The 11,925-nt window shown below is 65.3% G+C and carries 10 protein-coding genes; 3 read left to right on the top strand and 7 right to left on the bottom strand.

The window, feature by feature from the left end; translation table 11 throughout:
- Positions 1-43: 43 nt before the first annotated feature.
- Positions 44-1,273, bottom strand: a complete 1,230-nt coding sequence (locus D1012_RS03680) for an ABC transporter substrate-binding protein (RefSeq protein ID WP_118149936.1) — start codon at positions 1,271-1,273, stop codon at positions 44-46.
- A gap of 310 nt (positions 1,274-1,583) precedes the next feature.
- Here D1012_RS03680 and D1012_RS03675 point away from each other — a divergent pair, with 310 nt between their 5' ends.
- The 3 genes from D1012_RS03675 to D1012_RS03665 all read left to right on the top strand — a co-directional run bounded on the left by D1012_RS03675 (position 1,584) and on the right by D1012_RS03665 (position 4,946).
- Positions 1,584-2,657 (top strand): LacI family transcriptional regulator, encoded by a 1,074-nt coding sequence (locus D1012_RS03675; RefSeq protein ID WP_118149935.1) that lies wholly within the window; start codon positions 1,584-1,586, stop codon positions 2,655-2,657.
- Entirely contained in the window at positions 2,654-3,709 is a 1,056-nt protein-coding gene (locus tag D1012_RS03670) for a sugar phosphate isomerase/epimerase family protein (protein WP_118149934.1), read from the top strand. The genes D1012_RS03675 and D1012_RS03670 overlap by 4 nt, the downstream gene beginning before the upstream one ends.
- 67 nt (positions 3,710-3,776) lie before the next feature.
- Positions 3,777-4,946, top strand: a complete 1,170-nt coding sequence (locus D1012_RS03665) for a Gfo/Idh/MocA family protein (RefSeq protein ID WP_233516996.1) — start codon at positions 3,777-3,779, stop codon at positions 4,944-4,946.
- A 63-nt stretch (positions 4,947-5,009) separates the two neighbouring features.
- Here D1012_RS03665 and D1012_RS03660 read toward each other — a convergent pair whose 3' ends face one another.
- The 6 genes from D1012_RS03660 to D1012_RS03635 form a co-directional block, all read right to left on the bottom strand.
- The gene (locus D1012_RS03660; RefSeq protein ID WP_118149933.1) at positions 5,010-6,116 is read right to left on the bottom strand and encodes an NUDIX domain-containing protein; all 1,107 of its coding nucleotides are present in this window, start codon (positions 6,114-6,116) and stop codon (positions 5,010-5,012) included.
- A gap of 22 nt (positions 6,117-6,138) precedes the next feature.
- A complete protein-coding gene (locus D1012_RS03655) occupies positions 6,139-6,585 on the bottom strand; it encodes a TrgA family protein (protein ID WP_118149932.1) in 447 nt (148 codons plus the stop codon).
- 24 nt (positions 6,586-6,609) lie between these two features.
- Complete coding sequence (locus D1012_RS03650; RefSeq protein WP_118149931.1) at positions 6,610-7,824, bottom strand: SAM-dependent methyltransferase; 1,215 nt, start codon at positions 7,822-7,824, stop codon at positions 6,610-6,612.
- 57 nt (positions 7,825-7,881) lie between these two features.
- On the bottom strand, positions 7,882-9,294 hold the full coding sequence (locus D1012_RS03645; RefSeq protein WP_118149930.1) for a cryptochrome/photolyase family protein: 1,413 nt from the start codon (positions 9,292-9,294) through the stop codon (positions 7,882-7,884).
- Positions 9,295-9,425: 131 nt separating this feature from the next.
- Positions 9,426-10,652 (bottom strand): aminotransferase class V-fold PLP-dependent enzyme, encoded by a 1,227-nt coding sequence (locus D1012_RS03640; protein WP_118149929.1) that lies wholly within the window; start codon positions 10,650-10,652, stop codon positions 9,426-9,428.
- 180 nt (positions 10,653-10,832) lie between these two features.
- Positions 10,833-11,807, bottom strand: a complete 975-nt coding sequence (locus D1012_RS03635) for an MDR family oxidoreductase (protein WP_435530899.1) — start codon at positions 11,805-11,807, stop codon at positions 10,833-10,835.
- Positions 11,808-11,925 lie beyond the last annotated feature (118 nt).

Raw genomic sequence — 11,925 nt, 5'->3', positions numbered from 1 at the left:
TCGGGCCGCCCGCTGCCGGGCGGCCCGCCGTCAGCCTGCCGGATCAGAGACCGGATTCGAGGTTGGACACCCACTGTTGATGCGCCGTTTCGGGGGCCATGCCGGATTTGAAGAACTCGACCATCAGGTCTTCGTTCTGCTTCACCACATCGGGCGACCATGACATGTCACCCGATGGCACAAGATTGCCGCTGGCCAACACTTCAAGGCCCTTTTTCATGCAGTCATTGGCGGCCTCAAGGTCGATATCGCCCCGGATCGGCAACGAGCCTTTCTTGAGGTTGAAGGCGACCTGCACTTCGGGACTGACCAGCAGCGCGGCCAGACGTTTCTGCGCGGCCTCCACATCGGCGCTGCGGTTTTTCGGGAAGTAGAAGGCATCGCCCCCGGTGGACAGATAGGCATTCAGACCCAGACCCGGCAGGCAGGTATAGTCGGTGCCTGCCACCTTGCCCGCGACCTGAAATTCGCCCTGCGCCCAGTCCCCCATGATCTGACCGCCGGCCTGACCGTTGAGCACCAGATTGGTGGCCTGATTCCAGTCTTGCACCGTGGAATTGGCGGCGAGTTTGCGGGCGTCACCGACGGCGGTAAAGACGGCTGCCATTTCGGGACCGGCGGCAACGTCCATGTTCTTGTCAACGTTGACCTGTTTCCAGACATCCAGCCCGGCCACCGCGACCGTGATCGCGTTGAAGGCAAGGTTGGACTGCCAGGCCTGATTGCCCAGAGCCAGCGGGATCTTGCCTGCAGCCTCCAGTTGTGGGCCGCTCGCGACAAATTCGGTCCAGTTGGCCGGGACGGGCAGGCCCGCATCGGCGTAAGCCTGGTTCGACAGCCACAGCCATTCGGGGGAGTGAATGTTCACTGGCGCACAATAGATCCGGCCATCCACGGTGCAGGCGTCCAGCAGCGACGGCGGGAACACCTTGTCTTTCCAGCCTTCGGCTTCGGCCACGTCGGTCAGGTCAAGCATCAGACCCGCCTCGACCAGTTCCAGCGCCTGCTGGCCGTGGTTGAACTGGGTGGCGCCCATCGGATCGCCCCCGGTGATCCGGCTGATCATGATCGGGCGCGCGGTGCTGCCCCCGCCGGCGATGGCGCCGTCCACCCAATTGTCGCCCGCCGCGTTGAACGCGTTGGCCAGCTCGGCAACCGCAGCGGCCTCCCCGCCGCTGGTCCACCAGTGCGTGACCTCCAGATCGGTCGCAAAAGCTGCCGCAGGCAGCGCCACCGACGCCACAAGCGCCGTCGCCAGTTTAAAGGTTTTCATGCAGTCCTCCCGGTTTCTAAATCGTTATAGTAATTTCTATAACGTTATAGTTCTTTCGATCAAGCCTTCTTTTCGCTTGTGCACCACTTCCCGCATAGGCTTGAATAGGGTGGAAATCCGGCCTCGACCCGCCGGTTTCAACCCGATACGAGAGGCCCATGCCGCACTGCCGCACCCTGCTTAATCCTCCGCTCTGCAAGGCGAATTCGCCGCGCGGTGCCCGGCGGTGCTTTGCAGGTGCGGCATGTGCTCATGCCGCTGACTCAGTGGCAGATTGCCTGCGAGCGATTCGCGGCAGAGGGGAAAGACCATGACCTCCGGCGTCGATGCCCCCCTGCCCGTTGCCTTGCCTGATTCGGACCACGGTCGTCCGACACTGAAGACCATTGCCGCCGAAACCGGGCTGGCGGTGGCCACCGTCAGCCGCGCGCTGAAAGATGCCCCCGATATCGGCGAGGCGACCAAGCGCCGCGTGCGTGAGGCGGCGGCGCGGCTGGGCTACCGCCCGAACCGGGCTGGTGTGCGCCTGCGCACCGGAAAGACCAATGTGATTGCGCTGGTGCTGTCGACTGAATCCGACGGCATGACCCACACGTCACAGTTGATCTATTCCATCGCCAACGCGCTGCGCGGCACCGCCTATCACCTGATCGTCACGCCCTACTTCGCCGATCAGGACCCGATGGACCCGATCCGCTATCTGGTGGAAACCGAAAGTGCCGATGCGATCATCCTGAACCAGACCAAGCCGGATGATCCGCGCGTGCGCTATATGTCCGAGCGGCACTTTCCCTTTGCCACCCATGGCCGTACCACCATGGAGATTGACCACAGCTATTACGATTTCGACAACGAGACCTTTGCCGCCATCGCTGTTCAGGCGCTGGCCGAGGCAGGGCGCAAACACCTGCTGCTGGTGCCTCCTCCGCGCACCCAGAACTACGCCCGTCACATGACCACCGGCTTTGTGCAGGCGGCAGGCCAGCACGGCTTGTCGTTCGAGGTGCTGACCACGGCAAATTCCGATTCCGGCAGCGCGGTGATCGAGGCGGCGGTGCAGACGCATCTGGCCCAGAGCACCACGCGCCCCGATGGTCTGGTCTGCGGATCGACCACCGCCGCGATGGCATCGGTGAATGCGGCGGAACATCTGGGGCTGGTGTTGGGCCGTGACTTTGATCTGGTGGCGAAAGAGGCGCTGCGGTTCCTGCACCGCTTCCGTCGCGAGATTCTGGTCGTGCATGAAGATGTACGCGAGGCTGGCGGCTTTCTGGCGCGCGCCGTTGTCGCCGCCGTCGAACGCCGGGACAGCCCGGCCCAACAGGGATTGGAGCGGCCCAGCCGGGTAGAACGCTGCAACGATGACAAGGGAGGACGACAATGAAAGCGATCAAAGGACCGGCGCTGTTTCTGGCGCAGTTTGCGGGCGATGACGCCCCGTTCAACTCATGGGACAGCATCACCCAATGGGCCGCGGATTGCGGCTATATCGGTGTGCAGGTGCCCAGCTGGGACGGGCGGCTGTTCGATCTGGAAAGAGCCGCCGCCTCAAAGGATTACTGCGACGAGATCAAGGGCGTGGCCGAGGCGAACGGCATCACCGTCACCGAGCTGTCGACCCATCTGCAGGGCCAGCTGGTCGCCGTGCATCCGGCCTATGACAGTGCGTTCGACGGATTTGCGGCTGAACAGGTGCGCGGCAATCCCAAGGCGCGGCAGGAATGGGCGGTGGATCAGGTCCGCAAGGCGCTGACCGCATCGAAAAACCTTGGCCTGACCGCACATGCCAGCTTTTCCGGCGCATTGGCCTGGCCCTATATCTACCCGTGGCCACAGCGCCCCGCCGGTCTGGTCGAAGAGGCGTTTGACGAATTGGCCCGCCGCTGGCGGCCGATCCTCGACCATGCCGAGGACTGTGGCGTGGACATCTGCTATGAAATCCACCCCGGCGAAGACCTGCACGACGGCATAAGCTATGAGATGTTTCTGGAACGGGTGAACAATCACCCCCGCGCCAACATGCTTTATGATCCCAGCCATTATGTGCTGCAACACCTTGATTATCTGGACCATATCGACATCTACCACGACCGCATCCGCATGTTCCACGTCAAGGATGCCGAGCTGAACCCGACGGGTCGGCAAGGCGTCTACGGCGGCTTCCAGTCCTGGATCAACCGCGCCGGGCGGTTCCGCAGCCTGGGCGATGGTCAGGTCGATTTCGGCGGCATCTTCTCCAAGCTCACGCAATACGGCTTTGACGGCTGGGCGGTGGTGGAATGGGAATGCTGCCTGAAACACCCCGAAGACGGCGCGCGCGAAGGGGCGGAGTTCGTCAAGGCGCATATGATCCGGGTGACGGAGAAGGCGTTCGACGATTTCGCCGGGGCCGGGACGGATCGGGCTGCGAACCGGCGGATGCTGGGGCTTGACTGAGAGCGCGGACCGGGGCTCTGCCCCGGACCCCGGGATATTTTCAGACAGAAAATGAGAGGAGATGAGCATGGCCATCACAGCGGCACATGTGGCGCGGGCACCGCGCATCCGGCTCGGCATGGTGGGCGGCGGGCGCGATGCGTTCATCGGCGCGGTCCACCGGATCGCGGCGCGGATTGATGATCAGTATGAGCTGGTGGCGGGGTGCTTTTCCTCCGACGCCGAAAAGTCGCTCGCCTCGGCCGCCGATCTGGGCGTGGCGCGCGCCTATGCCAGCTTTGCCGAAATGGCGGCAAAGGAAGCGCGTCGCAAAGACGGGATCGAGGCCGTCGCCATCGTGACGCCAAACCACATGCACGCGCCGGTAGCGCTGCAATTCCTCAAACGCGGCATCCATGTGATCTGCGACAAACCGCTGACCCACACCCTGCCCGAGGCCAAGAAGCTGGCCAAGGCGGCAGAGGCCTCGGGCGTGGTGTTTGCGCTGACGCATAACTACACCGGCTATCCGATGATCCGGCAGGCTGCCGCCATGGTGGCGGCGGGGGAACTAGGCGAGATCCGGCTGGTGCAGGTGGAATATGCGCAGGACTGGCTGGCCGAACCGATCGAGGACTCGGGGCAAAAGCAGGCGGGCTGGCGCACCGACCCGGCGCGCTCCGGCGCGGGCGGCAGCACCGGCGACATCGGCACCCATGCGTTCAATCTGGCCAATTTCGTGAGCGGGTTGGCGGTGGAAGAGCTGGCCGCTGATCTGCAGGCCTTTGTGCCGGGGCGTCGGGTGGATGACAACGCCCATGTGCTACTGCGCTATTCCAGCGGCGCGCGGGGCATGCTGTGGTGCTCTCAGGTCGCGGCAGGGCAGGAAAACGGGCTGCGGCTGCGGATCTATGGCACCAAGGCGGGGATCGAATGGGAACAGGAGACCCCGAATACCCTCTGGGTCGGCCCGCTGGGCCAGCCGAAGTACCGGCTGACCCGCAACGGCCCCGGCGCAGGCCCCGAGGCGGGCCGCGTCAGCCGCATCCCCTCGGGCCACCCGGAGGGCTATCTGGAAGGCTTCGCCAATATCTACACCGAGGCCGCCCGCGCCATCATCGCCCGGCGCGACGGCACCACGCTTGACCCGGCGGTTACCTTCCCCGGCCTGAAAGAAGGGCTGGAGGGCGTGGCCTTTGTCGATGCCTGCGTGCGCTCATCGGCCCGCAACGCGGCCTGGGTCAAACTGAACCTCTGACGTATTGCTGCTTTCAAAATACTCCCGCCGGAGGCGTCCCCCGACGCCCCCGGCGATCCCGGTTCAGGCCCGCAACCGCCCCCGCTCGCGCTGCAACCAGAACAGCGTCAGCAGCAAGGGCGCGTTCTGGATCTCGCCCGTGTCCACCAGCGCCATCGCCTGATCAAAGCTCAGCAGATGGCCACGGATGTCTTCGGCCTCATCCTCGACGCCAAATACCCCCGCCGCGCCGTCGGGCAGGTCGGTGAGAGCGACGTAAGAATACAGAAACTCGGTCTTGGCTCCCGGCGACGGGTAGTAGTTTGCCACCGGCAGCAGGTCACCCAGCGTCAGCGCCGCCTCTTCCACCGCTTCGCGGCGGGCGCAGTCTTCGGGTGTCTCGCCGGGGTCGATCCGTCCGGCAATCGCCTCCAGCTGCCAGGGGTTGCCGTCGCCCCGGCCAAAGGGACCGGCGCGGACCTGCTCGACCAAGAGCACCCGGTCGCGCACCGGGTCATAGGGCAGCACGGTGACGGCATCGGCAGAAATAAACACTGCGCGGGTGATCACCGGGCTCATCGTGCCGTCAAAACGGCGGAACGACAGGTCGTATTCCTCGACCGAGAAGAAATAGGCATAGGGCTGGCGTGTGGTCTGCAGCGCGATCTCGCCCGGCGCACGGCGCAGCACCGCCGGGCTCTGCCCGGCCTGCGCCCGCAACCGGCTGGCGGCGCGCACCATGATCGGGCCAAGCCGGGCGTGCAGGCGGGCGGGCGGGGTCTGGCCATAGCCCGCCATCACCTCGACAGCGGTTTCCACCGCCAGCGCCGCGTGATCTGTCAGCCAGAGCGCGGCATCCCAAAACCCGCCCTCACCGGGGGCGGCTTTCAGCGCATAGGTGATCCCCTGCCCGGTACCGCGGGCCGTGGTCACCCTGACCTTGCGCGCAGCCAGCCCGATAACCCTGGCATAAAACGCCAGCCGGGCTGTGGCCTGCGGCGACAGCGCGTCGGGCACCACACCCTCGACCTTGCCCCCCCGGCGCGACCCAAGCGCGACATGGCCGGGCCTGTCCACCAGCCAGCCCTCACGGTCGGCGACAAAGGCCGGAGACAGCACCACGCTGTCGCCAAGAATGACATCCAGAAGCGGGCGATGGCACAGCGGGCCACAAAGAAACACGTCAGGCATCAGCAAGGACTTTCCGGGCAGTTCAATTCCACCGCTGGCCCGCCCAATGCGCCACGGCACCGCCCATCAGCCCGCCCAGCAGCAGCACCCCAAGCACATCGGGCTGCGCCAGAGGCGGGATCAGCGCCAGCGCTTGTTCAAAGATTCCCAGAACCGCGTCAAGCGGGGTTTTGTAACGGCCCTTGAAGGCCCGGTCCAGCATATCGGCGCTGGCAAAGATCAGCAGCACGGCAACCACGATGGTCAGCGCGGTGCGGATGCCGCCGCCCATCGCCTCGACCCGGCCCCGCGCCCGCATCGCCGCCGGGCCCATGATCCACCAGCCGCAGATCACGCCAACCCCCGCACTGACCTCGCGCAGCACCCCGGTCGGGCGACCCGGTGGCAGGCCAAGGGCGTACAGGTGGGCGGCAAGGGCGGCAACAAGGGCAAAGATAATCGCGGCAAAAAGCTTGGCGGCGGTTGGCATCCTGCTCCCTTCTCGCCCGCCGGTTCAGGCGGGGCGCGTCACCGTGATCTGCGTCACATCACAGTTTCCGCCGCGGAAGGCTCCGGCGCAAGAGGCAAGGTAAAAGTTCCACATCCGACGAAAGCGGTCGTCAAAGCCCTGACGCGCCACCTCGTCCCAGCGTTCGTTGAACACCTCGTGCCAGCGGCGCAGGGTCTGGCTGTAGCTTTCGCCGAACTCGATCGAGGTTTTCAGCCGCAGACCTGCCCGCTCCACCTCTTCCTGCAGGCGGAAGGGCGCGGGCAGCATGCCGCCGGGGAAGATGTATTTCTGAATGAAATCAACGCCCCGCTTGTAAACGGGCCAACGATGATCGGGCACGGTGATGATCTGCAGCGTCGCATGACGACCCGGTTTCAGCCGGGCGCGCAGGGTGTTGAAATAGGTCGGCCAATAGCGTTCGCCCACCGCCTCGAACATCTCGATACTGGCGATACCGTCATAGAGCCCGCGCTCGTCGCGGTAATCCAGCAGCTTGATTTCCACCCGGTCCGACAGGCCCGCACGCGCCATGCGGTCCACCGCGAAGTCATATTGTGCCTGAGAAATGGTCAGCGCCGTCACCCGCAACCCGCGTTTGGAGGCCGCATATTCGGCAAAGCCGCCCCAGCCGCAGCCGATTTCCAGCACATGCTCACCCGGCTCTGCCCCGATCTGATCCACCATCGAGGCGTATTTCTGCTCCTGCGCCTTTTCCAGACTTTCCTGCCCGGTGTGAAACAGCGCGCTGGAATAGGTCATGCTGTCATCCAGCCACAGCCGGTAAAAGTCATTGCCCAGATCGTAATGGGCGTGGATGTTCTTTTTCGCCTGCCGCTTCGAGTTCGACTGCAGCCAGAACCGGAACCGCTCGAAGCTGCGCACCAGCGTCATGCCGGGAAAGCCATCCTGCACCGGGTTGTTGCTGGGCATCTGCACCAGATCGAGAAAGGCCTGCAGGTCCGGGCTCGACCACCAGCCATCGAGGTAGCTATCGCAAAAGCCCAGATCACCCTCGCGGATCATGCGGGCAAACAGATCGTTGTTATGGATCACGATTTCCGCCACCGGGCCGGGCTTTGCGCCCTCCAGCCGGAACCGCCGCCCATCGGGCATCACGAAATCCAGCCGCCCCTCGCCCAACCGGCTGGCGATCGCAAAGGCGGTGGAGAAATAGCGCGGCAAGCCGGTCTGGCCCTTGGTCGTTGTCAGAACTTCCATCTTCCCTCCCCGGGGAATGTCGTCTTTGGTTTACAGTTTCAGATACGTCTGGCGGTCTCAAGAGTTTCGCGCGGCATAGGCCGCAAGCGCGCGTTTGCGCCCTTCGGCCAGATCGACCAGTGGTTTCGGGTAGGGCCGGGACGGGTCAAGCGCCCAGGATTCGGGCACCGCGTCGAAATAGGACAGCGCCTCCGGTCCGGGGCTGCGGCTGAGTTCGGCGATGAAACGGTGGCGGTATCCGGCCTTTGGGTCGAATTTCTCCACCTGCGTCGCCGGGTTGAAGATGCGGAAGAACGGCGCTGAATCGGGGCCGGAGCCGGAGGCCCATTGCCAGCCCATCGCATTCGACGCCGGGTCCCAGTCCACCAGACAGTCGGCGAACCAGTCGAGGCCGACTTTCCAATGTGTCATCAGATGCTTGGTCAGGTAGCTGGCCACGATCATCCGGGCGCGGTTGTGCATCCGCCCGGTCACATACATCTCGCGCATGGCGGCATCGACAAACGGCTCGCCGGTCAGCCCGCGCCGCCAGTGTTCGGCATCTGCATTGTCGTCACGCCAGGCAAAATCATCCCACTCCGGTTTCCAGTTGGCATGGGTGATATGGGGGGTGTGATGCATCAGGTGATAGGCAAACTCGCGCCAGACCAGTTCCTTGAGAAACGTCTCGGCCCCCTTTGCGCCCGATTGCATCGCCCGCCAGCCCGCGGCCCAGATCACGCGCGGGCTGATCTCGCCATAGGTCAGGTTTTCCGACAGGCCCGAGGTGCCGTCGACATCGGGCAGATCGCGGTCATGGGCATAGGCGTCGATGCCGGTGGCGATGAAGTGGTCCATCCGGTCCAGCGCTGCCGCCTCACCGACCTGCACATGCCGGGCCACCACATCTGCCCCCCGCCGCATCGCAGCGCCCATCTGCCAATCGGTCAGATCATCGCTGCGCGGCCATGATGCCGGGGCGGCCAGCGTCTTTGGCGCGGGCTGCGGATCGGGCACCGGGCGGTCCCGCACCGATTTCCAGAACGGCGTGAAGACGCGGTAAAACCCGCCAGTGCCGGTCTCGACCTCCCACGGTTCGAACAAAAGATGCCCGGCAAAGCTGCGCGCGGCCACGCCTTGCGCCTTCAGCACGGATTTGACTTCGGTATCGCGCGCGACCGCCACCGGATCATAGAGCCTCTGCCACCAAACCGCATCTGCCCCGGTCTCCGCCAGCACCTTCGGCAAGACCTCAAGCGCCGGACCGCGCCGCAGAATCAGACGCGCGCCCAGCGCCTCCAATGCTTTGGCAAACTCCGCAATCCCCAGCCCGAGCCGCCATTTCGGCGCAGCGCCCAGCGCCTCGGTCTCGGGGTCCAGAATGAACAGCGGGATCAGCGGGCGGCCCGATTTTGCCGCCTCGGCCAGCATCGGCGCATCAAGCAAACGCAAATCCCGGCGCAGCCAAAGGATCAGGGGGGCATCGGTCATAAGTCGGGCGCGCTTTCTGGTTCCGTCACAAAGATACGGCGGGACATCCGTTTCGGATCACCCGACCGTAAAGTCTTTGTTAACATTTAGCGGCCAAACCGCGTCCGGCAATGGCTCAGCCCGGCAAAGACTTACAGCGCCCGGTCCAGTGCCGCGATCAGCCGGGCAATTTCGTCCGGGCTGGTGTAATGCGTCGCACTCATCCGCAGCACACCCTTCTCCGCATCCACCCCCATCGCCGCCAAGGGCCGAACGGCATAGAAATCGCCGCCGCCGCAAGCGATGCCATCGCGCCCCAGCGCCTCGGCCACCGGTAGGGCGGCACGGTCCAGCGCCACCGCCACGGTCGGCGCGCGGTCCTCAGACCGGCGCGGACCGATCAGGCGCAGGTCATTGCGCCCGGCCAGATAATCCAGCAGCGGCGCGATCACCGCCACCTCTGCCGCCCGCATCAGATCATGCACCGCCCGCCCCCGCGCCGCCGCATCACCGCTGATGCCATGCTGCACTGCCAGAGCATCGACATAATCCGCCATCCCGGCACAGGCCGCGACCTGCGCATGATCCGGGCCGGCCGGGGTGTGGCGTTTGTAGAGCACCGACTGGTTGAAAAAATGCGCCTGCCCCGGCAGTTCCATCCCGAAGGCGTCGCGCAGCACCATGATGCCCTGATGCGGGCCATAGGTCTTGTAGGCCGAAAACAGATAGGCATCACACCCCAGCGCCGCCACATCCGGAAAGCCATGCGGCGCATAGCTCACGCCATCCACCACCGTACGCGCCCCCGCCGCCCGCGCCATGGCAGAAATCGCCACCACATCGTTGATCTCGGCCACCACGTTGGAGCAATGCGGAAACGCCACCAGCCGCACCCGGCCATCGGCCAGCAAAGTCGCCAGATCCTCCGGATCAAGACTGCCGGTCTGCGGGTCGATCTGCCATTCGCGCACCTCGATCCCTTCCTCCGCCAGCCGCCGCCAGACGCCGGAATTGGCCTCATGATCCTGATTGGTCACCACGATCGCCGCGTTCTGCCCCTTCAACCAGCCCCGCACCGCCTGTGCCAGAACATAGGTGTTGGCGCTGGTCGACGGCCCAAACGACACCTCCTGCCGCGCCACATTCATCATCGCCGCCAACCGGCTGCGCGCCTCGTCCATCTCGGATCCCGCCAGTTCCGAAGCCGGATAGGGCGCATAGGGCTGCACCTTGCGGTGGGTGTAGAACCGCGTCAGCCGGTCAATGACCTGACGGCAGGGATAGCTGCCACCCGCATTCTCGAAAAACGCATGGGTCGACAGCACCGGGCTGTCAAAGGCCGGAAACTGCGACCGTACGAATTCCAGATCAAGCGCCATGCTACCTCTCCGCTGTGCTGCCGCCATGGTTGACGGGGCCCAGACGGAAAGACAAGCCGTCGCCATCCCAAAGCCCCTGCCCTTATGTCATTTTCTGTCTCTAAATATCCCGGGGGGAGGAGCGAAGCGACGGGGGGCTGGCCCCCCTGCGACGGCCCCGCTGATGCCCCGCCCGACGCCCTAGCGCTGAACGTCCACCACCACCCGACCCTGCACCTCACCGCGCAGAATCGCAGCGCCCAAGGCGGGCACCTCGGCCAGCGTGGCGGGGCGGAACATTGCCTCCAGCTTGTCCATCGGCAGATCAGTGGTGATCCGGTCCCAGGCCACCACGCGGCGGGCATAGGGCACGGTGACCGAGTTGATGCCCAACAGGTTGATGCCGCGCAGCAGGAAGGGAATGATATTGGCCGGCACCGCCAGCCCGCCGGCATTGCCGACAGCGGCGACGCTGGCCCCGGATTTCATCTGCCCCAACACCCGGGCCAGCATCTGCCCGCCCACCGCATCGACGCAACCCGCCCAAGTCTCTGATTCCATCGGGCGCTTGACCGCCTCGGCCAGATCGGCGCGTGGCACCAGCCGGGCCGCGCCAAGGTCGCGCAGATAGGCTTCGGTCTCGGGCCGCCCCGTCACCGCCGCCACGGGGTAGCCCAGCCGCGCCAGAATCGCGACCGCGACCGAGCCTACACCGCCCGCAGCCCCGGTCACCAGCACCTCACCGCCCGCCGGGGTCAGCCCGTGTTCCTCCAGCGCCATCACCGCCAGCATTGCGGTAAAGCCCGCCGTGCCCACCGCCATGGCCTGACGCGCGCTGAGGCCGTCGGGCAACGGCACCAGCCAGTCGGCCTGCACCCGCGCTTTCGTAGCATAACCGCCCCAATGCGCCTCTCCCACCCGCCAGCCGGTCAGCACCACCCGGTCGCCGGGGGCATAGCGCGCATCGTCCGATGCCTCCACCACCCCGGCAAAGTCGATGCCCGGCACATGCGGCCAGCTCCGCACCAGCCCGCCGCCAGTGGCCGACAGGCACAGCCCGTCCTTGTAGTTCAGCGTCGAAAACTCCACCCGCACCGTGACATCGCCTTCCGGCAACGCATCCTCCGTCAGCTCGGCCAGCCGTGCCACCGCCTGCCCGTCTTCGCCCTTTTCCATCAGCACTGCGCGCATCACATCCCCCCGTTTTCAGCTTGCCCATGACTGCACCACCGCGCCGCCAGTCTGCCCCGGATGAGGCAACAGCCCTTTGCCAAGGTCAACCCCTGCTACGCCC

The sequence above is a fragment of the Pseudotabrizicola alkalilacus genome (genome assembly GCF_003443995.1).
Lineage (GTDB): Bacteria > Pseudomonadota > Alphaproteobacteria > Rhodobacterales > Rhodobacteraceae > Pseudotabrizicola > Pseudotabrizicola alkalilacus.
The sequence above is the reverse complement of the archived record's forward strand: the minus strand, read 5'-3'. Positions and strand labels throughout refer to the sequence as shown.